The organism is Cryobacterium sp. TMB1-7 (assembly GCF_004402435.1).
Classification (GTDB): Bacteria; Actinomycetota; Actinomycetes; order Actinomycetales; family Microbacteriaceae; genus Cryobacterium; species Cryobacterium zongtaii.
The window spans coordinates 47,953-69,368 of record NZ_SOFZ01000013.1; the positions used below are offsets into that span (position 1 = coordinate 47,953).

Genomic DNA, 21,416 nt, shown 5'->3' on the forward strand with positions numbered 1-21,416 from the left:
TCGGGTGACCTCCAGCCAACGGCGCATTCTGATTGTGGCCATCCTGTCGTCATTCGTGGCGTTCCTGGACGGCTCGATCATCAACGTCGCTCTGCCGGCCATCTCCAGGGAACTCGGCGGCGGCCTGCCGCTGCAGCAGTGGGTGGTCGACGGTTACCTGCTCAGCCTGGGCGCGCTGATCCTGGTGGCCGGGTCGCTCTCCGATACCTTCGGCCGGGTGCGGGTGCTGCGCGCGGGCCTGATCTGGTTCGGGATCACCTCCCTGGCCTGCGGATTGGCGCCCACCGGAGTCCTCCTCGTCATCGCCCGACTGCTTCAGGGGGTGGCGGCGGCGCTGCTGGTTCCCAGTTCGCTGGCCCTGATCACCTCCACCTTCCGCGGTGTCGCGCAGGGCAAGGCCATCGGCGCCTGGACCGGCTGGACCGGGGTCGCCGGCATCGCCGGCCCGTTGCTCGGCGGCATCCTGGTGGATGCGGTGAGTTGGCGGCTGGTCTTCTTCATCAACGTCATTCCGATCGCCGTCACGATGTTCCTGCTACGCCGCGTTCAGGAACCGACCCGGCCTGCCGTAGGCGCCCGCGTCGACGTGCTCGGCGCCTGCCTGGCCGTGGTGGGGCTGGGCGGGCCGGTCTTCGCCCTGATCGAAAAGGGCCGGTTCGGCTGGGGCAGCCCCGTCGTCTACCTCCCGATGGCCATCGGCCTGATCGCGTTCGCAGCCTTCCTCTGGTGGGAGGCGCGGGCCCCGCAGCCGATGATGCCGCTGGGCCTCTTCAGGGTGCGCAACTTCGCCGTGGGCAACATCGCCACCGTCGGGATCTACGCCGCGCTCAACCTGGGCTTCTTCCTCTTCGCCCTCTACCTCCAGGAGGTCGGCGGTTTCTCCGCCACCCTCGCGGGGCTCGCCGGCATCCCGGCCACCGTGATGATGCTGCTCTTCGCCACCCTCTTCGGCACCTTGGCCGGTAAACACGGGCCGCGGCTGTTCATGACGATCGGCCCGTTCGTGGCCGGTGCCGGCTTCCTGCTGGTGACCACGGCGGTACCGCCGGTCAACTTCGCCCTGCAGGTGCTGCCGGGAATTGTGCTGGTGGGACTCGGCCTGGCGATCACGGTGGCGCCGCTCACCTCGGCCGTGCTCGGCTCCATCCACTCCGGCCAGGCGGGCATCGGTTCGGCGATCAACAACGCCGTGGCCCGCGTCGCCGGCCTCGTCGCGATCGCCCTGACCGGCACCATCGTCGGGTCTGCGCTGGATGTCGCCGGCTTCCAGCGCGCGATGATGCTGGTGGCCGCGTTGATGTTCGCGGGCGGCATCGTTTCCTGGCTGGGTATCCGCACGGCCGTGCCCACAACGGATGCGCCGGTCGCGGCTGTCGGGGAGCCCGGGTAGTCATGGAGCATCCGCTGCTCTTCGACGAACCGGATGCCGCGTTGGAGCGCCTGCGCGCCCTGTGCCTGGCCTTCCCCGAGGCCGTCGAGGTGCTCGCCTGGGGGCGGCCCACCTTCCGTGCCGGCAAGAAGATCTTCGTCACCGTCGGTGCGAGCATGGACCGGCCGCACAGCATGGTCTTCAAGCCCGACCCCGAGGAGCGGCGGGCCCTCGTGCAGGATGCGCGCTTCTTCATCCCGCCCTATTTCGGCCCGGCCGGCTGGCTCGCCATCGACTTCGATTCACCCCGGACCGACTGGGTGGAGTTGGCGGAACTGGTGGATACCTCGTATCGACAGGTCGCCCTGAAGCGCCAACTGGCGCAATTGGACAGCTGGAGGGCCCTAGGCGCACCAGAGGGCTCAAAATATCTGTTATAGTTTCTAAGTTGTCTTCGAGGGTTTCGGTCCCGAATTCATCACTGCGCCCGTAGCTCAACGGATAGAGCATCTGACTACGGATCAGAAGGTTGGGGGTTCGAATCCCTTCGGGCGCACAGATTGAAAGCGGTTCACTTCGGTGGGCCGCTTTCGTCGTTTCCGGCCGTGACAGGATGGGTTGATGAGCCGCTCCTCGGACCCTCGCACGTACGACCTCGATTCGCTCCGTGACCGGGTGGTCTCCGAAGCCGGGGGAGCGGTCGATGACAGCATCCCTCAGTTGGCCGACGCCGACCCGGGGTTGTGCGGAATCGCGCTCGTGCTGCCGGACGGCACCGTGCGGAGCAGTGCACAGGCCGACGTGCTCTTCAGTGTGCAGTCGGCCGTAAAGCCCTTCCTCTTCGCCCTGGCCCTGCTGGATACCCACGGAGAAGCGTTTGATCGCATCGGCATCGAACCGACCGGTGAGGCCTTCGACGCCATCAAGCTCGAAAGCGGCACCGGCCGCCCACCGAATCCCATGGTCAACGCCGGGGCGCTGCTCACCGCCGCCCTCGTCGACGGTGACGACGTCGCCGCCCGGAACGACCGCATCCTGCGGGGCCTGTCGGCATTCGCCGGGCGCCCGCTCGAGGTGGACGAGGGCATCGCCCGCACCGAACACCTACTCGGCGACCGCAACCACGCTCTGGCGCACCTGATGCGGTCGGAGGGCACCCTGCGGGTCAGTGCCGACGACGCCGTGGAAGTGTACGCCAGGGCCTGCGCCGTGCTCGTCGACGCCCGGGCCCTCGCGGTGATGGGCGCGACCTTGGCCTGCCGGGGCGTGAACCCCGTTACCGGCGAGCGGGTGGTGCCGGCCGGGATCGCCCGCGACGTCGTGTCGGTGATGGCCACCTGCGGGGTCTACGACGGGTCGGGCCGGTGGATGCAAAGCGTCGGGATTCCGGCGAAGTCGAGCGTCTCCGGCGCCATCGTGCTGGCAGCACCCGGCCGGCTCGGCGCCGCCGTGGTCAGCCCGCCGCTGGACGCGCAGGGCACCAGTGTGCGCGGGCGTCTCGTGAGCGATCGGCTCAGCGTCGACCTCGGCCTCCACGCCTTCGGCTGACCGCCCCCGGTCGGGGCTTAGTGCGTCGCCCGCTCCTGGTTGCCGAGCTCGGCGAGCACACCGGCCAGGCGGAGCGCGAACTGCGGGGGAACGTTCTGCGGCAGCGCATCCACCGGCCACCACGCGACATCGTCGCTTTCATCGCTCGCCACCGGGGCGGCCTCCGGTCTGGCGATCGCCGCAAAGCCCACGTCCCAGTGCGTACGGCAGCTGAAGCCGTCACCCAGGTTGTGCCGGTCCAGATCCAGGATGCCGCCGCCGACCGGATCGAGGTCGTCGATTCCGCATTCCTCGCGGGCTTCCCTGAGGGCGGTGTCGACAACGGAGCCGTCGGCCGCCTCGACGTGACCGCCCAATTGCACCCAGAACCGGCCCTTCTTGTGAAAGCACAGCAGCACCTGCGCCAGGTCGGGGGTGAAGACGAAGCAGCTCCCGGTGACGTGTTCGGGTCCGCCGTGGCGTTCCAGCGCCGCCTCGGGCGAGCCGAGGACGAACCCGAGGTACTCGTCCCGCAGCACGGCCTGCCCGGGTGCGAGCGGCATCCAGGCCCGGAGCCGGTCGATCAGATCGTCAGCGCGCGCGGCGACGGGTCCGCCGGCCGGATCGGTGGCGGGGGAGCGGAGGTCGGGATCGGGCATACCTGAGGGTAGCCGCCGGCAACTGGTGCCCGTGCGGACAACTGCGCCCGGTACGCCAGGCGCAGTTATCCGCTGCGGCAACGGTTGCGCCGGTCAGCGGGCGTGCTCGACCACGAAGTCGGTGCCGGGGAAGACCAGGGTCTCGTGACCGTCGTCGAAGGAGACCAGGTAGGGCGGCTCGCCCTCGGGGCCGCGGACCTCGCGAATGGTGCCGTGCCGGTCAGGCGTTGAATCGGTTTTGCCGCGGATGATGATCCGGTCGTTCTCTGCTGCGCGCATAACGCACCTCCTGTCGGGCAGATTACGCTTGCGGCCTCCGCCTGCACAGGGGCGGTGGCGCTCGGCGAGATTCCCGCAGCGCCGCAGCGGGCACAAAACTGAGCTAACCTTAGTTTTGTCCAACGCGCCACCCGGATTCTCAGTCAGGCAGCGTTCGGGTCGTCTGGCCGAGATGGCAGTCCTGCAAGGGAGTGCCACGGCGAGGTGAGGGGTAGGGCCCTTGCCTCGCCGCCACCCGCGGCGGCTCAGACCGGCTGGTCCGGTCCCAGCCGTAGCCGGTCGCACAGGGCGGTGAGCTGCAGGAGTTCATCGTCGCTCAGGCTGTCGCCCACCCGCGTGCTGATCGAGCCCATGTGGTCCAGCGCCACCCGCCGAAAGAGCGCGAAGCCGGCATCCGTCAGCTGCACGATGGCGCCGCGACCGTCGTCGGGGTCGGCGTGCTTGAGCACGTAGCCCCTGGACGCCAGGCGGTCCACCAGCCGGCTCACGCTGGGCTGGGTGAGCAACACATGCTTGTTCAACTCCCGCAACCGGATGCTGCGTTCGGGCTGGCGGGACAGATTGAACATCACGTCGTACTCGTTGAAGGAGATCTCGCGGGACGGGAAGTCCTCGGCCAGGCTGCGCATGATGGCGACCTGGGCGCGAAACAGCGACTCCCACGCGCCGACGGCTATTGCACGATCGACCATGTTGCCTCCTCACCGTGCCCCCGGGCATCCCGTGTTCAACAATATGGGATCGGCGCGGCGTCCCCGGCAGCCTAGCCCGGTCGATCGCGCATTGCCGCCCGTGCGGCCGGACCGTTCTATAGTGCGCGTATGGATGCCTCGCGAAGTCGAACCCCGTCCGTCGCCGTCGTCATCAATCCGAGCAAGTTCCCGGATCTTGAGGAAACGAAGGCTCGGGTTGGCGCCGCCGCGAGCCGCCTCGGCTGGGATGACCCCCTGTGGTTCGAGACGAACAGGGATGATTCGGGCGTCGCCGCGGCCCGGTCGGCACTGGCGCTTGCCCCGGACCTCGTCTGCGTCATGGGCGGCGACGGCACGGTGCGGGCGGCAGCGGGCGTGTTGCGCGGCACCTCGGTGCCGTGCGGTCTGCTCCCCAGCGGCACGGGAAACCTGCTCGCCCGCAACCTGGGCATCCCGGTCGATTCTCTCGACGACGCCCTGGAGATCGCGTTCCTGGGGCAGAACCACGCCATCGACGTGGGACTGGCTACCTTCGACGATGGCGAAGAACGGGTGTTCGTCGTCATGGGCGGAGTCGGCCTGGACGCCGACATCATGGCGCAGACCGATGATGGCCTCAAGAAGAAGGTGGGCTGGGGCGCCTATGTCGTCGCCGGTGGAGCGACGATGTTCCGCGAGGGATTCGGGGTGACCCTGTCTGTCGACGGTGAGGAGCATACGAGCCACGAGTGCCTCATGGTGTTGGCCTGCAACTGCAGCTCGGTGGTGGCCAATATCGAACTCGCCACCGGCGCGAAGGTTGACGATGAACGACTGGACCTGGTGGTGCTGCGGCCCAACGTCGTTGCCGGTTGGCTGGGCGTGGCGGTCGAGGTCGCCGCGCGGATCCGCAACGGGGCCGCATCGCTGCGCCAATGGTCGGGTCGCGACTTCGGGTTTCAGCTCGACCGCCCGGTGCTCGCCGAGATTGACGGTGACCCGGTCGGCGAGACCCGTGCCGGTCGGTTCAGTGTTGATCCTGGCGCCCTGGTCGTGCGGCTGCCCGTTCCCGCCAGGCTCGGCCGGCGCTGAGCGGCTCCGGATCAGGCATCCCGACGACCGAAGAGCACGAACGCGGGAGCCAGGAGCAGGACGACCCAGGCGACCATGACGACACCGCCGGGGAGTGGCTCAAGCAGCCCCATGCCCGGGTACCGCGAGATGAGTTGCAGCCCCGCGAGGTCGGGGGTGAACTTCAGCCAGGGGAGCAGACCGACCAGCGCCACCCCGAGCCCCAGGACCAGGGGGATTAGGACGATCACCGGAAGCAGGATGGACCTGGCGAGAACCGTAAGCGCGGCCGAGATGAGGCTGATGCAGGTCCAGTTCAGGCCGACCATGAGCAGGTTCAGCGTCATCGCCGGGGTGAGCTCCAGCTCGGCGATGCCCGCTCCCCCGGTCGATACCTGACGCACGGCGACGCCCAACCCGACGGCGACGACCGCCAGCAGGAAGGCGAGGGCGGCGACGACGATCGCCTTCGCGCCCAGGAGCCGCAGCCGGTTCGGGACGGCCAGCTGGGAACTGCGAAGCAGACCGTTCTGGTACTCGCAGCCGACGATGAGTGCAGCGAGCAGGATGACGAGCGGTTGGCCGAAGCCGGCGACCTCGAACCCGCCCGTGTCGTCGCCGGTCGCGGCCGGTGAGCGGGAGGCGGCGACATTCAGCCCCATCGCGAAAGACAGCGCCGGCGGCAGCACGAGGGCGGCGCTGATCGTCACCAGGGCGGCGGGGAGCGTGCGGATCTTCGTCAGCTCCGCGGCGATCGCTCGATACATGAGCGCTCCGCCCCGGCTACGCATCACGGCGCCGGAACACGATCCCGGCCAGTGTGAGGCTAGCGACAACCCACGCGACCAGCACGATCGCGCCGGCCGCTGCGCCAAGGTGGGTGCCGTCCGCCGGCGTGTACAGGCTGGCGCCGGCGGCCGGCGGGACGAATCGTGCGGGTGCCCACAGGGTGGTGAGAAAGTCGCCCAGGCCTACCGACAGCGGCACGATGACGACCAGCGGCAGGATCGCGTTGCGGGCCAGCACGCCGATCGCGAACGCCAGCAGGGCGAGTGCCGTCCAGGTCAGTGCGACGCCGGCGATGTTTCGCCACACGAGCGGCGGAAAGGCCAGCGGGTCCAGACCCTGGTCGCCGAGCGCGAGGTGCCGGAGCACGGTGCCGCCACCCATCGCCGCGCTGGCGGTCACCGCGACCACGAGAGCGAGAACCGCAGTCCGGGTGGCGAAGAGTCGGAGCCGGTGCGGGTCAGCGATGAGGGAGCTGCGGAGCAGCCCGGTACGGTACTCGCTGCCGGCATACAGTGCGCCGAGCGCGATCATCAGGATGAGCCCGATGTTCATCATGTCGAACCCCTGATACTCCACGGGCAACGGCTGAGCGGAGTACAGCTGCGGGTTGGTCGCCGAGGTTGCCCCGGCCAGGTCGCCCCCGGTTGCCGCCACCTCCGAGCGGCCCGCGAGGTAGGTCAACGAACCGGTGAGGGCGATGGTCAGCACGGGCAGCATCCACAGTGCCGTGGTTGTGGTGAATTTGACCACCTCGGCCCCGACCCGGTTCCCGGACGCCCCCAGGAGAAGGCCGTTCACGGGAGGAGACCGGGGTCGGTCAGGGCGAAGTACGCGTGTTCCAGAGAGGGCCGGCTGCCGCGCACGGCGGCGACACTCCCGGTTGCAACGATGCTCCCGTCGTTGATGACCACCACGTCGTCCGCGAGATCGGCCATCTCCGTGATGAGGTGGCTGGACACCAGAACCGTGTGCCCGGCGTTGGCCTGGCCTCTCAGGAATGACCGCAGCCAACGCAGCCCGTCGGGGTCGAGGCCGTTCGTGGGCTCGTCGAGCACCAGGGTCGCCGGTGATCCGAGGAGCGCAGACGCGATCCCCAGCCGCTGCCCCATTCCGAGCGAGAACGTGCCGACCTTGTCCTTTGCGTGGCGCTCAAGCCCCACGATCGCGAGCACCTCCGGCACCCGGCTCGGCGCGATGCCATTGCTCGTGCACATCCACCGGAGATGGTCCCGTGCGGAGCGCCCGGCACTGGCACCCGGGCCGTCGAACATCGCACCCACCGTCCTCATGGGGCGGTCGAGGTCGCGGTAGCGTTTTCCGTCGATCAGCGCGAGACCGGATGAGGCCCGGTCCAGACCGAGCAGGATTCTCAACGCCGAGCTCTTCCCGGCGCCGTTCGGGCCGAGGAACGCGGTGACCCGAGCGGGCCGGGCCTGGAAGCTGATGCCGTGAAGCACCTCCCGTCGACCATGCGATTTGTGGATGTGCTCGATGCTGATCATGCCTGCCTCTCTGCCCGGGGAACGGCCGGTCCTTCCAGTGAAGTGGGCCTCAGCGCGGCACGCATCCGACCCAGGGCGGCGCTGTGCAGCTGCCGGCGGGCCCAGGACTGTCAGACCTGGGTCCGATGCCCCCGACTCGGCCGCTCAGTAGACTCGGGCGCATGACACTGGGGGAGCGTCCGGCACGGCGATCCCGGGCGGCGCCTCTCGCGATCGCCGCATTGACAGCCGTGCTCCTCGTCTCCGCCACATTCGGTGTGACGGGCGCGCTCGCGGTCAGCCTCCCGATTGGGATCATCGCCGCCACCGTGACGATTTCGGTGTGGGCACTTGTCACCCTTCGCGCCGAGCGCGATGCCCACGAGGCCGCGCTCACCGAGTGGGCAGCGGCGAGCGCTGTGGCGGTCGAACGCCTCCAGATTGCCCGTGACCTGCACGACATCGTCTCGCACGGGCTGGGCCTGATCACCGTTCGCGCGGCCACCGCCAAGCACCTCGACGACCACGGTGAGAGCCGTGCCACCCTGTTGCAGGCGCTGGGGGACATCGAGACGGCCAGCCGGGAAGCGACGGTGGAATTGCGCCGCATGCTCGGGGTGCTGCGCCGCACCGACGACCCCGCGCCGCGGCTGCCGGTGGACAGCCTCGAATCCCTGCCCGGACTCATCGCCGGAGCGACCCGAAACGGCCTGGCCGTCGAGTTCGACGGTGGAAACCTCGGCGACGTGTCGCCGGGCGTGCAGCTCGCGATCATCGTCATCGTGCGCGAAGCACTCGCCAACACCCTCCGGCACTCCGGGCCGACGGCCGTCCGGGTGCGGCTGGTTCGCAGCGGATCCGTCATCACGCTGACGGTGACCGATGTGGGGTCCACACCAGCATGGCTGGCTGTCCCGGGTGCAGGGCAGGGGCTCGTCGGGCTCCGGGAACGCACCCAGAGCCTCGGCGGCACTCTGGTGGCCGAACCACACGGGCGCGGATTCCGCCTCGAGGCCCGGCTGCCCGACCGGGACGAACCATGACCGCGCCCGCCCGGCCCATCAGGGTGGTCCTGGTCGACGACCAGCTGCTCCTGCGCCGTAGTCTTGCCCAGGTCATCAACGCCGCGGCCGGACTCCTGGTCGTCGGCGAGGCGGGTGACGGGTTCGAGGCCGTCGACGTCGCTGAGGCCACCCTCCCCGACGTGATCCTCATGGACGTGCGCATGCCCCGGCTGGACGGCATCGAGGCCACCAGACGAATCTGCTCGAACCCCGCTCTCCGCGGCGCCCGGGTGCTGATGCTGAGTATGTTCGAGCTCGACGAATACGTGTTTGACGCGTTGCGGGCCGGAGCAAGCGGCTTTGTGCTCAAGGACAGCAAGCCGGGCGATCTCATCGACGCCATCGTCCGCACCAGCACGGGCGAGGCGCTCTTCGCCCCGTCTGTTCTCACCCGGCTCGTGGCGCACTACCTGAACCGCGCGCCCGAAGCCGCGGGAGCAGCGGCCAAGCGCGGAGCGGCAGCCGCACTCACCGACCGCGAGGTCGAAGTCCTGGGGTTGATCGGTCGGGGTCTCTCCAACGACCAGTTGGCCGTGCACCTCACAATTTCGGTCAAGACGGTGAAATCACACATCTCGCACCTGCTGAGCAAACTAACCGCGCGGGACCGCGCGCAGCTGGTCATCGCCGCCTACGACAACGGGCTCGTGCTGCCGAGGAGGCTCTAGGAGTCACCCGTTAGACAACTCCCTCGGGCGGCGATGGTGGGGTTAGCCCGCCTGCGAGTACGGGAGCCAGCTCGATGGTGCGTGCTGGAGCGCTTCCGTAGCGTCGGAGACAGACGAAGTCCCGCCTCACCGCCATCGCGCTGAGGTGGCCTTCCCGGCAGATCGGATCCTTGTGGAGACGCTCAACGAGCTCATACTTTCCTGGGCGGCATCCCCCTTCGTGCTCGTCGTGGTTCTGCTGCTCGTGGCACTCGACGGGTTCTTTCCGCCCATGCCCAGTGAGCCCGTCGTGGTGGCCGTCGCCGCGATCGGGGTTGCCACCGGGACCCCGAACCCCTGGGCGGTGTTCCTGGTGGCGGCCATCGGGTCGTTCGTCGGTGACAACTTGGCGTTCTCCCTCGGCCGCCGGGTCGACCTCGAACGCTTCCGTTGGACACGCGGGCCGAGAGCGTCCCGGCTGCTCGATCGTGCGCGCCGCGCCCTCGACCGGCGTGCGGCGTCCGTCATCCTCACGGCTCGATTCGTGCCCGTCGGCCGGGTTGCGGTGAACGTCATGGCCGGCTCGAGCGGGTTCGCCCGACGCCGTTTCGTGCCGCTCAGCGCCGTGTCTGGGGTGGCATGGGCCGGCTACTCGGTCCTCGTCGGCGTCTTCGCCGGCGCCTGGTTACGGGATCAACCGGTGCTGGGCGCCGTGGTAGCGGTCGCGGTCGCGCTCGCGGGAGGCGTGATCATCGACCTGGTGGTCCGAAGGGCCCGTCGGTCGCGTGACCGCCGGTCCTATGACGGCAGTTTGGCCGCGATCACGCTTACTTCGATGAGGGCTCCCGGTACTCCCAGTCCCGCCACCCGTGCCGCGGTCACCAGCGGTGGGACACCGGGCCCGACGAGCCGCGGCGCGATGGCGCCGTAGGCGGCGCCGAGATCGGCATCCGCGGCGATTAGTACAGTCCACTGCACGACGTCGACGAGGGATGCGCCGGCCGCTCCGAGCGCGACAACGACGTTGTCGACCGCCCGGCTGGTTTGCTCGGCGATATCCGCGGAGATGACAGTGCCGGTGTCGTCAACGCCGTTCTGACCGCCCACATAGATGGTCGTGGCTCCCGCGGGAACGATCGCGACGTGACTGAACGCCGGACTCTTGACGAGTCCGGCGGGTTGCAAGCGGATGATGTCCACGGTGTTTCCTCCGATTCTTCCTGGACGACACGCTACGCCCGCAACCGCGAGGGCGGACGCGCAGCCTGCCGGCACGCAGGGGGCATTTATCGCGATCCACGCGAACGCACTGTGAACTCGCAGGAAAATAACGATTGGATAACTGGCGCTCCGTTACCTCTTCGTTATATATTCGTAGTGCGTCAACCGTTTGCTGTGGCGGAAGATGCGAATGTGATTGCAGGACACTCTTGGTGCAAGGGAAGAGGGTCGGTCGTTTGCCTCTACGACCGGCCCTCAATCACGTTAACGGCCGGTGAGTGCGCCCGTTGCTCGAGCGTGGAGAGACCTCGCGGGTCGACCTCGGCAAACGAGCGGGTGCGACCCAGCTGCCGGCGACGGTTAGAAGCGGTCGGGGCTGGGCGTGCTGGCCTGGCGGATCGACACGTCGGCGTGACGGTCGAAGCGGTAGCCCACGCCGCGCACAGTGCGCACGATGTCTTCGTAGCGGCCCAGCTTGGCGCGCAGACGACGCACGTGCACGTCGATGGTGCGCTCGTTGGGCGCATCCTCTTCGCTCTCGGCGTCCCACAGCTTGGCGATGAGCTCGGCGCGCTCGATGGTGCGGCCCTCGCGCAGCACCAGGTACTGCAGCAGCTCGAACTCCTTGTAGGTGAGCGCGGCGGTCTCGTTGTCGAGGATCACGCGCTTGCGGGAGATGTCAACGACCACGCCGCCGGGCGCCCGGTCGGCGTCGTCGGCCGTGGTGCGGCGCTTGGCGAGGGCGGCCGGGTCCTGCAGGGCCAGGCGCACGACGTCCACGTCCCGGCCGCCGACGCCGTCGGGAGCCAGGGCCACGGCGGCGTGAGTCTCGGACGAGGGGGCGATCGCCTGGGTCAGCTTCTTGAGTTCCTCGACGATGCGGTGCAGGCTCGTGCCCGCTGCGGCGGCCTTGGCCTCATCGATACCGACGTAGAGCACGAAGCCACGGGCCTGGCTGCCGTCGGGTACGGCGCGGATGCGCGGTGCGGCCGGTGCGGGCGCCGGGGCCAGGGTGAGCTCGGGGCGGTAGGACTGGACGGAGCGGGCTGAGTCGATGTGTGCGAGTGACATGATCGGAATCCTTGGGGGTGATGATGCGCAGGGAACCCGGCGCATCCGCGCTCATGGGTTCGAGAAAGGGCGGCCTGAGCGGCCGGTGGAGCGGGCGGCCTCGGTAGCGAGGGCCCTGGAGTCTCCCTGCCGCAGTGGCGGCGTCCTCAGCGGCTGCAGATCAGCGGGTGAGGGGCGGGTGACTCGGCGAGAGTGCCTGTCTGGTCTAGCGGCACATTCGGCAACACGCCATAACACTGCCGGGCATCATCATGCCGGCAGTCCCCAAAGCCTCGGCGGAGGTCGGGATGCGTGTGGTGGAAGTCATGAGTGTGAGTAAAGCCGACTGTGACAAGTTGTGTCAATTCAGTGACGGCGGAAAGTGCCCGGTGGCCTGCATCAGGTTCACGAGGGGCTGTACGAGTTCGTAGGATCTCGCACGAAACGGCGATCCATCAAAGAAATCCACCGAGATACGAACTATTTCAAAGTTTTGTGAATCTAACCGCGGTCGGCGCGCCGCACGTCGCAGGATCTGCGTACTGCGGGCGCGCCGAATGTGACGATGCCCGCAGCCGGTTGAACAGACCGGGCCGGATCAGACCAGGCCGTAGAGCCTGTCGCCTGCGTCGCCGAGGCCGGGCACGATGTAGCCGTGCTCGTCGAGGCGTTCGTCGACGGCGCCCAGAACGATGGTGACCTCACGGCCGGCCAAAGCGGCCTCGACGGCGGCGAGACCCTCGGGGGCGGCCAGGATGCAGATGGCGGTGACATCGACGGCGCCCCGGTCGAAGAGGAACTCGATGGCCGCGATCAGCGAGCCGCCGGTCGCCAGCATCGGGTCGAGCACAAAACACTGACGGTCGGACAGGTCGTCCGGCAGGCGCTCCGCATAGGTGGTCGGCTGCAGGGTCTCTTCGTTGCGTGCCATGCCCAGGAAGCCCACTTCAGCGGTGGGGAGCAGCTTGACCATGCCCTCGAGCATGCCCAGGCCCGCGCGGAGGATCGGCACCACGAGCGGCTTCGGGTCGCTGATCTTGACGCCGCGGGCGATAGCCACCGGGGTCTGCACGGTGACCTCGTCGACGCGCACGCCGCGAGTGCCCTCGTAGGCCAGCAGCGTCATCAGCTCTTCCACCAGCGCCCGGAACATCGGTGACGAGGTGCTCTGATCACGCAGCACCGTGAGCTTGTGGGTGATGAGCGGATGGTCGGCTACGTGGACTCGCATAGGCTCAATCTACTAGCTCACACGGGTGTCCGGCTCTCGTGGGCTACTCGGAAATGGGGTGGGGTGGTGCGGCAGAGCGAGGAACATCTGGCCTGGATGCGGCTGGCCCTGCACGAAGCGCACGGCGCCCTGGCCAGCGGCGACGTTCCGGTCGGCGCTGTCGTGCTGGACGCCGCCGGCCGGGTGATCGGTCGGGGACGCAATGAACGGGAACTCCACCAGGACCCGACCCTGCACGCCGAGGTTGTCGCCATCCGTGAGGCAGCAGCCGCCACCGGGGACTGGCACCTGACCGGTTGCACCCTCGTGGTGACTCTGGAGCCCTGTGTGATGTGCGCCGGCGCGATCGTGGCGGCCCGCATCCCCCTCGTGGTCTTCGGGGCCTGGGACGACAAGGCCGGCGCCGCCGGCTCGCTCTACGACGTGCTGCGGGACCGACGGCTCAACCACCGGGTCGAGGTGGTGTCCGGGGTGGCCGAGGGCGAGTGCGGCCTTCTGCTCACCGAGTTCTTTGAGGACCCGCTGCGTCGCCCGGCAGGGCCGACAGCCACTCGCTGAACATCGCGCTGGACGCCTGCTGCATGGCAGCGGAGTGCTGGGCGCGTTCCTGCCGCAGGGCGTCGGGCTCCAGACCCTCGGCGCGGACCTCGGCCTCGGAGGAGCTCAGCCAGGTCTCGTGCATCTCCGCGGTCACCTCGGGGTGGAACTGCACGGCCAGGGCCCAGTCGTCGATGGCGAAAGCCTCGTTGCCGTAGGCGGCCGACCCGGCCAGGCGGATGGTTCCCGCCGGCAGGTCGAAGGTGTCACTGTGCCACTGCATCATCGGGATGCCGCTGACGTGGCGGAGCGGGGAGGCCTGGCCGGCCTCGGTGGGCTCCACCAGGCGGAAACCGATCTCGTTGCTCTGGCCTCGGTAGACCGGGGAGCCGAGGGCGCTGGCCATCAGCTGGGCGCCCAGGCAGACGCCGAAGACCGGGCGGCGGGCGGCGAGCCGGCGGGTGAGCAAGTCGATCTCGTCGGTGAGCACCGGATAACTCTCGGTCTCGTATGCGCCCATCTCACCGCCGAGCACCACCAGGAGGTCGGCCGCGGCCGGGTCGATGCCGCGCACGCCGTCGGTGCCAAGGGTGTCGATGTAGTGCACGGTGTAGTCGTGGTCGAGAAGCACCTGCTCCAGGTTGCCCAGGTGGATATCGTCGGCGTGCCGCAGGACGACGGCGATACGGCTCGCGCTCATTCGCGTCCCTTGATGAAGATCGTGTCGGTGGGCGGGTTGACCGTGGCCGGGTCGATGTAGAGGTCGGGCTCGAGGTATACCACCCTGGCGCTGGGCACGGCCTCGCGGATGCGGGCCTCGATGGTGTCGATCCCGGCGGCCACGTCGGAGAACCGCTGAGCGGAGTCGAAGGAGAGCTTGGCGGCCACGAGGAGTTCGTCCGGGCCCAGGTAGAGGGTCTTGAGGTGGATGAGGTTCTTGGTCTCCGGGCCGGCCAGGATGGCGGCCTTGATGGCGTCGACATCCTTGTCGCTGGCGCCCTCGCCCACCAGCAGGCTCTTGGTCTCGATGCCCAGGACGATGGCCACCAGCACGAGCAGCACGCCGATCGCGAGGGTGCCGACGGCGTCCCAGGTGGCGTCGCCGGTGAGCACGGTCAGGCCTACGCCGCCCAGGGCCAGCGTCAGGCCGGTCAACGCCGCAACGTCTTCGAGCAGCACCACGGGAAGCTCGGGGGCCTTGGCGTGCCGAATGAACTGCACCCAGGTCTCGCCCGTGCGGGTGTGGTTGGACTCCTTCACGGCGGTGCGCAGCGAGAACGACTCCAGGCCGATCGCAACCAGGAGCACCAGGATCGGCAACCAGGCGTTCTCGAGTTCGTGCGGGTTTTGGAGTTTCTCGATGCCCTCGTAGATCGAGAACACACCGCCGACGGAGAACAGGATGATCGACACCACGAACGCGTACACGTAGCGTTCACGCCCGTAGCCGAACGGATGCTCGGTGTCGGCGGCCTTCTTCGACTTGCGTCCGCCGATCAGCAGCAAGACCTGGTTGCCAGAGTCTGCGAGCGAGTGCACGCCCTCGGCCAGCATCGAGGAGGACCCCGAGACGAACCAGGCGATGAACTTGGTGATCGCGATACCGAGATTGGCGAGCAGCGCCGCCACAATCGCCTTGTTTCCGCCTGATGCGCTCATGCGACCAATCCTAGAACCGTCCATCTTCTCGATCGGCCAGATGCCCCGGGTAGGCCTGGCGCGAAAAACTACACTGGGGGGATGACTTCGACCGCACCCGTCACCCTGCCCGCCATCGCCTTCCTGGGCGCCGGATCGATGGCCAGGGCCGTCCTGGCCGGACTGCTCAAGCCCACCGTGACGGTGGACGGCGGCATCCGCACCACCAACCGGTCAGCCGCCAAGGCCGCCGAACTCGCCGGCACCGCCGGGGTGACCGCATGGGCGACCGAGACCGAACCGAACGCCAACCGACTCGCGGTGAAGGGGGCCGGCATCGTCATCGTGGCCGTCAAGCCCGCGATGGTGCCCGACCTGCTCGCCGAGATCGCCGACAGCCTCGAGCCCGGCACCCTCGTCGTGAGTGTGGCCGCCGGAGTCACCATCGCCACCTTCGAAACGCACCTGCCCGACGGAGTTGCCGTGATCCGGTCGATGCCGAACACTCCAGCCGTGGTGGGCATGGCCGTCACCGGGCTGAGCGCCGGCACCCGCTCGACGGCGGTGCAGATGGAGCTGGCGACCGCCCTGTTCGAGACGGTGGGTGAGGTGCTGGTGGTGCCAGAGGACAAGATCGACGCTCTGAGCACCATTTCAGGATCCGGCCCGGCCTACGTCTTCTACCTCATCGAACAGCTCACCCAGACGGCCATCGACAAGGGCTTCACCCCCGCCCAGGCGGCGACCATGGTCAACGGCACCTTCCTCGGCGCGAGCGCACTCCTGGCCGTGTCCGACCTGACCCCCACCGAGCTGCGCCGCCAGGTGACCAGCCCCAAGGGCACCACGGAGCGGGCCGTGCAGCAACTCGAAACCGGCGACGTCAAGGGCCTGTTCGACCGGGCGACGGATGCCGCGCTCGCGCGGGCCCGGGAACTCGCCGCCTCCTAACCCCCGCTCGCCTCGCCCGCCCATCTCGGCGGTCGATTCAGGTATTGGCGTCAGTCCGGTACAGGTTGCCTAATTGCCGTTCGACCGGCACGGTGCCCTCTACGATCACATCCCCGGTGTGAGCGGTGGTTACCGTCTCGATGAGGACGATGTGCACTTCCTCGTCTGCGACAGGGTTGTGCTGCACGCCGCGGGGGACGATGTAAAACTGTCCCGGCGTGAGCACAACCTCCTGGTCGTCCGGCAGTTGGATTCGAAGCCGACCCGAGACGACGATGAACATTTCGTCCTCGGCGTCGTGCGCGTGCCAAACCAGCTCGCCGAGAAGCTTCGCAACCTTGACATACTGATCGTTCACCCGCCCGACGACCCGTGGCGTCCAGTGCGCTTCAACCTGCCGGAGTTCTGCCTCGAGGTCGATGCCGGAGAGGAGTGTCATGGAACCATTCTGCGTCGACCAGCGTGTGTTCGGTTAGGAGCCGAGGGCCGCGAAACGTTCGATGTCGCCCTCGGTGCCGGCGACGATGATGAGGTCATGGTCGGAGACCACCGTCTCGGCGGTGGCATAGGTGAACGGGCGCCCAGGGCTCTTCACGCCCACGACGGTCACGTGATGCTTGGTGCGCACCCCGGACTCGGTGAGGTTCAGGCCGCGGATCGGCTTGGGCGGGTACATCTTCACCAGGGCGAAGTCGTCGTCGAATTCGATGAAGTCCAGCATCCGCCCCGATACCAGGTGGGCGACGCGTTCGCCGGAATCGGCCTCGGGGTAGATCACGTGATTGGCGCCGATGCGTTCGAGGATCTTGCCGTGCGACTGCGAAATGGCTTTGGCCCAGATCTGCGGGATCTTGAGGTCGACCAGGTTCGCGACGATCAGCACACTGGCCTCAATCGAGGAGCCAACGGCGCAGACCGCAACGGAGAAGTCCTGGGCGCCGATCTGGCGTAACGCGTCGATGGACTTGGCGTCGGCCTGCACGGCGTGAGTGACTCGTTCCGACCACTTCTGCACGAGCGCCTCGCTGCTATCCACGGCGAGCACTTCGCGGCCCAACCGATCGAGCTTGCCCGCGGTCGCCGCGCCGAAACGGCCCAGCCCGATGATGAGCACGGGAGCGTTCTGCTTGATCCGGTCAACCAACTATCGGCCTTTCCTCGGGGCGTTTGAACAACTGTCTGCTCTGGCTCGCTGCCAGCGCCGCCGCGAGAGTCACTGTACCAACCCGGCCCATGAACATCGTTGCCGCCAGCACATAGACCCCCTCAGGGGGGAGCTCGGCCGTGAGACCCGTCGACAGCCCGACGGTGGCGAACGCCGAGATGACATCGAACAGCACCACATCCAGTGCCTCCTTGGAGATGTGCAGGATCAGGATGCTCGACACGGCCACGGTGGTCGCTCCCCAGAGCACCACACTCACCGCCAGGCGCAGGATGTCGCTGGGGATGCGGCGACCGAAGGCCTCCATCTGCTCCTTGCCCTGGGCCTCGGCGAACGCGGCCAGGAACAGCACCGCAAGGGTGGTGACCTTGATGCCGCCGGCGGTGGAGGCCGAGCCGCCACCGATGAACATCAGCATGTCGCTGAGCAGCAGGCTGGAGCCGTGCAGGTCGGCGATGTCGATGGTGGCGAATCCGCCGGACCTGGTCATCACCGACATAAACAGGGACTGGAAGATCGTGTCGCCGGCGTTCAGGGACCCGAAGGTCTTCGGGTTGTCGAACTCCAGGATGATATAGAAAATCATGCCCGACACCATCAGCAGCGTGGTCGTCCAGAGCGTGAGCTTTACGTGCACAGACCAGCGGCGGGGTGTGCGCCAACTGCGGGCGAAGGTCATCAGCACCGGGAAGCCCAGGCTGCCCAGGAACACGCCGACCATCAGCGCGCCGAGGAACCAGTAATCGTTGGCGAACTGACCGATGCCGCCGGCGTTCGGGCTGAACCCGGTGTTGGTGAACGCCATCGCCGCGTAGTAGATGCTCTGCCAGAGCGCCTCACCGGTGGGCACGCCGTCAATCAGCATCCGGGGGAACAGCAGCAGGGCGACCGCCGCCTCGATGACCAGGGTGCTGATGGCCACGGTCAGCAGCAGGCTGCCGACCTCGCCGAGGCGCACGGCCTGGCCCTCGTTGACCGGGCCCATATGGATGCGCGACGGGTTCGAGTCGCTGGCCGCCATGAGCTTGGCGCGCAGGCCCAGCCGGCGGGAGATGACCAGGCCCATCAGGGAGGCCAGGGTCAGCACGCCGACGCCGCCGATGTTGACACCGATGACCACCAGGGCATTGCCGAACGGCGACCAGTGCGTTGCCATGTCCACGGTGCTGAGTCCGGTGACGCAGATCACCGACACCGCGGTGAACACGGCGTCATGCAGCGGGGTGTCGGTATCGCCGGCCGAGGCGATCGGCAGGGAGAACAGCAGGGTGAAGAGCAGGATCAGCGAGGTGAAGACGAGAAGCGCGAACCTGGACGGGGACCTGCGCACCAGGCCGTCGACCGAGTCCCGGAGGTGCCCGTACCAGGTGTTGGAATGCTGCGTGAAACGTGCGGTGGGGGCCTGCGTTTTCATTCGAATCGCCTTGCCTGACCTGGGGTCGCTGACAACTTGTCATAGCACCCGCACCCGGAATGACTAGCCTTGGGGCATGGCAGACATCTTTGGCGTAGTGGCGGACTCGACCCGACGCGATATCTTACGCATTCTCCTCGAGCGCTACAACCAGTCCAGTGCCGCCCAGGGGGAGCTGAGTGTCTCCGACATCGTCAGTTCGCTCGGGTTGAGCCAGCCGACGGTGTCCAAGCACCTCAAGGTGCTGCGTGAGGCCGGGCTGGTCGGTGTGCGCGAAGAGGGCCAGCACCGCTACTACCACCTCGACTATGCCCCGCTCGAGGTGATCGAGGATTGGCTGATCCCGTTCCTCAGTATCGACGTGGACACCGTGCTCGCGGGGGTCGTCGATGACACCGAGGTCCTCAAGGATGAGCAGCGCGCCTTCGCTGCGGCGATCGGTAAGGCTTTCGCTGATACCTCCTTCCAGATGCAACACGTGGTCAAGGACTCCGGGGTGAAGAAGAGCGTCAAGAAGTGGCGCAAAAGCGACTAGCGGGCGGCCGGGCTTCGCTTTACAGTGACGGGCACACGCACTCGTCGATAGCAGGGAGCCGCCATGTCACGTGCGCTTCCCGACTCGCGACTCGACGATCTGCGCTTCCTCACCGTCGCCGAGGTCGCCGAGGTCATGAGGGTGTCCAGGATGACCGTGTACCGCATGGTGCATGCCGGTGAGCTGCCCGCCGTGCGCTTCGGACGCTCCTTCCGGGTACCGGAATCGGCGGTCCTGAGGGCAATCGAACCCACTCTCGGAGGAAGTGAGTCGGACGGGACTTTCTTTATCCGTTAGAATGGGGTTTTCGTGTCGGTCGCGAATCCCGCGGCTAAACCAAATCTTTGTGAGGTCCGTGTGGGTTCTGTAATCAAGAAGCGACGCAAGCGTATGGCGAAGAAGAAGCACCGCAAGCTGCTTCGTAAGACTCGCCACCAGCGTCGTAATAAGAAGTAGACGGTCTCGACCGTTTTACCTGAAAAAGCGCTAGGTCACTGACCTAGCGCTTTTTGCTTGCGTGTGCGGCTTTGATCTGCGCGATCTTCATGTGCATGATCGGCCAGCCGCGTGCCAGTGCGTAACGCCGCAGCGTGGTGTCCGGATTCACGGCGACGGGGTTGCCGACGAGTTCGAGCAACGGAATGTCGTTGTGCGAATCGGAGTACGCCCAGCAGAGTGCCAGGTCGATGCCGCGATCCTCGGCGAGCCCGCGAGCGACGACGGCCTTGCGGCTGCCGTGGCAGATGCCGTCGACGAGCTGACCCGTGAAGATGCCATCGACGGTGGCGAGCTTGGTGCCGAGCGCGCCGGTGAGGTCCAGGCGTTCCGCGATCACATCAGCGACCTCCTGGGCCGTCGCGGTGACCAGCCACACCTCGCGCCCTGCCTTGAGGTGGGCGTGCGCCACGGCGACGGTTTCCGGCCAGAGCCGATGGATGAGCCGACTGTCGAAGATGTCGTGGCTGAGGCCGACGAGTTCGTCCCTGGTGTGCCCGGTGATGATGTCCATGGCCCGCATCCGGAGCCGGGCGATATCGACCCCGTCTTCGCCGACCGCCAGGAACCGGGTCTGATTCCAGCCGAACGCGAGAATGTCGGCGAGCGAGATGAACCGCATCCGCCAGGCACCGACGCCCAAGTGATAGAGGCTCGCACCGCGCAGAAGCGTGTTGTCCACGTCGAAGAACGCGATAGCGCGGGGACCGGATTCGTCGGACATTGCGCTTGAGTCTACTCACGGTGACCGCACAGCAGCGGCCTAGGCTGGGGGTATGTCCACCGCGCACCTCACCCTGATCGGCAAGCCGGGATGCCACCTCTGCGACGACGCTCTGGGCGTGGTCACCACGGTGCTCGCGGAGCTGGCTGCCGAACCCGGATCCCCGACCGTGCTGCTCGAGGAGAAGTCGATTTTCGATGACCCTGAGCTGCACGAACTGTATGTCGAAGACATCCCGGTGCTGCTCATCAACGGGCTGGTGCACAACTACTGGCGCATCGACCCGGCGCGCCTGCGCACCGCACTCCTGGAGGTCCGATGACCATTCTGCATATCGTGTCCTGGAAGCTGGCGGCCACTGATCCTGCCGAAAAGGCCGAAAACGCCGCCCAGATGGCGGCTCGGCTCGGCGCTCTCGTGGGTGTGGTCGACGAGATCCGCTCGTTTCGCATCGGACCGGACGTGGTCGGCGGCGCCAACTGGGACGTGGCCCTCGTCGCGAAGTTCGACGACGAGGCGGCGCTAGGTCGTTACCAGGCGCATCCGGCCCACGTGGCGGCGGGCGCCTACGTGCGCTCGGTCACCGCCGAACGGATGGCCGTGGACCTGGTCGTCTGACTGACGCTCGGTCCCGCCCCGAGGCCGCGAGAGCGGGGTCGTGGTTGCTTCGGGGCGCCGCGGTGACCGTTTGGCCGCTTTCGCGGGAGGTGCCTTTCGCGAGAGCGGTGGTGTGGTTGCTTCAGGGGTGTTGTGGTGACCGTTTGGCCGCTTTCGCGGTCTGAGTGGGCACGGGGTGCGTGGTGCTTGTGGCGCGAAAAAACGGCCGAGCTGGTGCTCGGCCGTTTTTCGTGTGGTGCGGGGGTGTTACTTGGTGTTGACGGTGATGGTGGCGATGCCG

General features: G+C 67.6%; 28 protein-coding genes, 1 tRNA gene and 1 pseudogene. 15 read left to right on the forward strand and 15 right to left on the reverse strand.

What is annotated here, in order from left to right; all coding sequences use genetic code 11:
• Positions 1-4 precede the first annotated feature (4 nt).
• The 4 genes from E3O60_RS04740 (at position 5) to glsA (ending at position 2,917) form a co-directional block, all read left to right on the forward strand.
• Positions 5-1,390, forward strand: coding sequence for an MFS transporter (locus tag E3O60_RS04740; RefSeq protein ID WP_240632332.1), 1,386 nt, complete (start codon positions 5-7; stop codon positions 1,388-1,390).
• A 2-nt stretch (positions 1,391-1,392) separates the two neighbouring features.
• The gene (locus E3O60_RS04745; RefSeq protein WP_134497280.1) at positions 1,393-1,809 is read left to right on the forward strand and encodes an MmcQ/YjbR family DNA-binding protein; all 417 of its coding nucleotides are present in this window, start codon (positions 1,393-1,395) and stop codon (positions 1,807-1,809) included.
• A gap of 43 nt (positions 1,810-1,852) precedes the next feature.
• Positions 1,853-1,925 (forward strand) — tRNA-Arg (locus E3O60_RS04750).
• Positions 1,926-1,990: 65 nt separating this feature from the next.
• Entirely contained in the window at positions 1,991-2,917 is a 927-nt protein-coding gene (gene glsA, locus E3O60_RS04755) for a glutaminase A (RefSeq protein ID WP_088454929.1), read from the forward strand.
• Between the two features lie 17 nt (positions 2,918-2,934).
• Here the strand turns inward: glsA and E3O60_RS04760 are convergent, their stop codons facing one another.
• The 3 genes from E3O60_RS04760 to E3O60_RS04770 form a co-directional block, all read right to left on the reverse strand.
• Positions 2,935-3,555, reverse strand: a complete 621-nt coding sequence (locus E3O60_RS04760; RefSeq protein ID WP_240632333.1) for an NUDIX hydrolase — start codon at positions 3,553-3,555, stop codon at positions 2,935-2,937.
• A 93-nt stretch (positions 3,556-3,648) separates the two neighbouring features.
• Positions 3,649-3,834, reverse strand: a complete 186-nt coding sequence (locus tag E3O60_RS04765) for a DUF1918 domain-containing protein (protein ID WP_088454930.1) — start codon at positions 3,832-3,834, stop codon at positions 3,649-3,651.
• A gap of 245 nt (positions 3,835-4,079) precedes the next feature.
• Positions 4,080-4,526, reverse strand: coding sequence for a MarR family winged helix-turn-helix transcriptional regulator (locus E3O60_RS04770; RefSeq protein WP_088454931.1), 447 nt, complete (start codon positions 4,524-4,526; stop codon positions 4,080-4,082).
• A gap of 129 nt (positions 4,527-4,655) precedes the next feature.
• Here E3O60_RS04770 and E3O60_RS04775 point away from each other — a divergent pair, with 129 nt between their 5' ends.
• Positions 4,656-5,597 carry a diacylglycerol kinase family protein gene (locus E3O60_RS04775; RefSeq protein WP_088454932.1) on the forward strand — a complete coding sequence of 314 codons (942 nt, stop codon included), beginning with the start codon at positions 4,656-4,658 and terminating at the stop codon, positions 5,595-5,597.
• An 11-nt stretch (positions 5,598-5,608) separates the two neighbouring features.
• On the opposite strand, the gene E3O60_RS04780 is transcribed toward E3O60_RS04775, so the two are convergent.
• Genes E3O60_RS04780 through E3O60_RS04790 form a run of 3 tightly spaced genes read right to left on the reverse strand, consistent with a single transcriptional unit; the run spans position 5,609 to position 7,867 of the window.
• The gene (locus E3O60_RS04780) at positions 5,609-6,343 is read right to left on the reverse strand and encodes an ABC transporter permease (protein WP_166788793.1); all 735 of its coding nucleotides are present in this window, start codon (positions 6,341-6,343) and stop codon (positions 5,609-5,611) included.
• Positions 6,344-6,359: 16 nt separating this feature from the next.
• A complete protein-coding gene (locus E3O60_RS04785; protein WP_088454934.1) occupies positions 6,360-7,163 on the reverse strand; it encodes a hypothetical protein in 804 nt (267 codons plus the stop codon).
• Positions 7,160-7,867, reverse strand: coding sequence for an ABC transporter ATP-binding protein (locus E3O60_RS04790; RefSeq protein ID WP_088454935.1), 708 nt, complete (start codon positions 7,865-7,867; stop codon positions 7,160-7,162). Before E3O60_RS04790 ends, E3O60_RS04785 begins: the two co-directional genes overlap by 4 nt.
• A 161-nt stretch (positions 7,868-8,028) precedes the next feature.
• On the opposite strand from E3O60_RS04790, the gene E3O60_RS04795 reads away from it, so the two are divergent.
• From E3O60_RS04795 to E3O60_RS18835, 3 genes and pseudogenes are all read left to right on the forward strand, one after another.
• Positions 8,029-8,889 (forward strand): sensor histidine kinase, encoded by an 861-nt coding sequence (locus E3O60_RS04795; protein ID WP_134497282.1) that lies wholly within the window; start codon positions 8,029-8,031, stop codon positions 8,887-8,889.
• Complete coding sequence (locus E3O60_RS04800) at positions 8,886-9,578, forward strand: response regulator transcription factor (RefSeq protein ID WP_088454937.1); 693 nt, start codon at positions 8,886-8,888, stop codon at positions 9,576-9,578. The genes E3O60_RS04795 and E3O60_RS04800 overlap by 4 nt, the downstream gene beginning before the upstream one ends.
• A gap of 271 nt (positions 9,579-9,849) precedes the next feature.
• Positions 9,850-10,212 (forward strand): annotated as a pseudogene (locus E3O60_RS18835) (DedA family protein); the annotation flags it as partial.
• A 143-nt stretch (positions 10,213-10,355) separates the two neighbouring features.
• On the opposite strand, the gene E3O60_RS04810 reads toward E3O60_RS18835, so the two are convergent.
• From E3O60_RS04810 to upp, 3 genes are all read right to left on the reverse strand, one after another.
• Positions 10,356-10,757: a RidA family protein gene (locus E3O60_RS04810; protein WP_103461994.1), complete on the reverse strand. Its 402-nt coding sequence runs from the start codon at positions 10,755-10,757 to the stop codon at positions 10,356-10,358.
• A 381-nt stretch (positions 10,758-11,138) separates the two neighbouring features.
• Positions 11,139-11,849, reverse strand: coding sequence for a winged helix-turn-helix domain-containing protein (locus E3O60_RS04815; RefSeq protein WP_103461993.1), 711 nt, complete (start codon positions 11,847-11,849; stop codon positions 11,139-11,141).
• A 577-nt stretch (positions 11,850-12,426) separates the two neighbouring features.
• The gene (upp, locus tag E3O60_RS04820; RefSeq protein ID WP_088454956.1) at positions 12,427-13,059 is read right to left on the reverse strand and encodes a uracil phosphoribosyltransferase; all 633 of its coding nucleotides are present in this window, start codon (positions 13,057-13,059) and stop codon (positions 12,427-12,429) included.
• A 63-nt stretch (positions 13,060-13,122) separates the two neighbouring features.
• Here upp and tadA point away from each other — a divergent pair, with 63 nt between their 5' ends.
• Complete coding sequence (tadA, locus tag E3O60_RS04825) at positions 13,123-13,617, forward strand: tRNA adenosine(34) deaminase TadA (protein ID WP_255416762.1); 495 nt, start codon at positions 13,123-13,125, stop codon at positions 13,615-13,617.
• On the opposite strand, the gene E3O60_RS04830 is transcribed toward tadA, so the two are convergent.
• Both E3O60_RS04830 and E3O60_RS04835 read right to left on the reverse strand, forming a co-directional pair.
• Positions 13,559-14,296, reverse strand: coding sequence for a glutamine amidotransferase (locus E3O60_RS04830; RefSeq protein WP_088454957.1), 738 nt, complete (start codon positions 14,294-14,296; stop codon positions 13,559-13,561). The genes tadA and E3O60_RS04830 overlap by 59 nt on opposite strands.
• The gene (locus tag E3O60_RS04835; RefSeq protein ID WP_088454958.1) at positions 14,293-15,255 is read right to left on the reverse strand and encodes a cation diffusion facilitator family transporter; all 963 of its coding nucleotides are present in this window, start codon (positions 15,253-15,255) and stop codon (positions 14,293-14,295) included. Before E3O60_RS04835 ends, E3O60_RS04830 begins: the two co-directional genes overlap by 4 nt.
• 81 nt (positions 15,256-15,336) lie before the next feature.
• Here E3O60_RS04835 and proC point away from each other — a divergent pair, with 81 nt between their 5' ends.
• A complete protein-coding gene (gene proC, locus E3O60_RS04840; RefSeq protein WP_088454959.1) occupies positions 15,337-16,185 on the forward strand; it encodes a pyrroline-5-carboxylate reductase in 849 nt (282 codons plus the stop codon).
• 37 nt (positions 16,186-16,222) lie between these two features.
• On the opposite strand, the gene E3O60_RS04845 is transcribed toward proC, so the two are convergent.
• From E3O60_RS04845 to E3O60_RS04855, 3 genes are read right to left on the reverse strand one after another with little or no spacing between them, the layout of a single operon-like run.
• Positions 16,223-16,624: a cupin domain-containing protein gene (locus E3O60_RS04845; RefSeq protein ID WP_088454960.1), complete on the reverse strand. Its 402-nt coding sequence runs from the start codon at positions 16,622-16,624 to the stop codon at positions 16,223-16,225.
• 33 nt (positions 16,625-16,657) lie between these two features.
• Entirely contained in the window at positions 16,658-17,329 is a 672-nt protein-coding gene (locus tag E3O60_RS04850) for a TrkA family potassium uptake protein (protein ID WP_088454961.1), read from the reverse strand.
• Positions 17,322-18,764: a TrkH family potassium uptake protein gene (locus E3O60_RS04855; RefSeq protein WP_088454962.1), complete on the reverse strand. Its 1,443-nt coding sequence runs from the start codon at positions 18,762-18,764 to the stop codon at positions 17,322-17,324. Before E3O60_RS04855 ends, E3O60_RS04850 begins: the two co-directional genes overlap by 8 nt.
• A gap of 76 nt (positions 18,765-18,840) precedes the next feature.
• On the opposite strand from E3O60_RS04855, the gene E3O60_RS04860 reads away from it, so the two are divergent.
• The 3 genes from E3O60_RS04860 (at position 18,841) to E3O60_RS04870 (ending at position 19,755) form a co-directional block, all read left to right on the forward strand.
• On the forward strand, positions 18,841-19,299 hold the full coding sequence (locus E3O60_RS04860) for a helix-turn-helix transcriptional regulator (protein WP_088454963.1): 459 nt from the start codon (positions 18,841-18,843) through the stop codon (positions 19,297-19,299).
• A gap of 63 nt (positions 19,300-19,362) precedes the next feature.
• Complete coding sequence (locus tag E3O60_RS04865) at positions 19,363-19,596, forward strand: helix-turn-helix domain-containing protein (protein WP_088454964.1); 234 nt, start codon at positions 19,363-19,365, stop codon at positions 19,594-19,596.
• A 60-nt stretch (positions 19,597-19,656) separates the two neighbouring features.
• Positions 19,657-19,755: a 30S ribosomal protein bS22 gene (locus E3O60_RS04870; protein ID WP_003792170.1), complete on the forward strand. Its 99-nt coding sequence runs from the start codon at positions 19,657-19,659 to the stop codon at positions 19,753-19,755.
• Positions 19,756-19,798: 43 nt separating this feature from the next.
• On the opposite strand, the gene E3O60_RS04875 is transcribed toward E3O60_RS04870, so the two are convergent.
• Positions 19,799-20,518: an HAD family phosphatase gene (locus E3O60_RS04875; RefSeq protein ID WP_134408233.1), complete on the reverse strand. Its 720-nt coding sequence runs from the start codon at positions 20,516-20,518 to the stop codon at positions 19,799-19,801.
• Between the two features lie 52 nt (positions 20,519-20,570).
• Here E3O60_RS04875 and E3O60_RS04880 point away from each other — a divergent pair, with 52 nt between their 5' ends.
• Positions 20,571-20,840, forward strand: a complete 270-nt coding sequence (locus tag E3O60_RS04880) for a glutaredoxin family protein (RefSeq protein WP_134497284.1) — start codon at positions 20,571-20,573, stop codon at positions 20,838-20,840.
• On the forward strand, positions 20,837-21,136 hold the full coding sequence (locus tag E3O60_RS04885; RefSeq protein WP_088454967.1) for a Dabb family protein: 300 nt from the start codon (positions 20,837-20,839) through the stop codon (positions 21,134-21,136). The genes E3O60_RS04880 and E3O60_RS04885 overlap by 4 nt, the downstream gene beginning before the upstream one ends.
• The last annotated feature ends 280 nt before the right edge of the window (positions 21,137-21,416 follow it).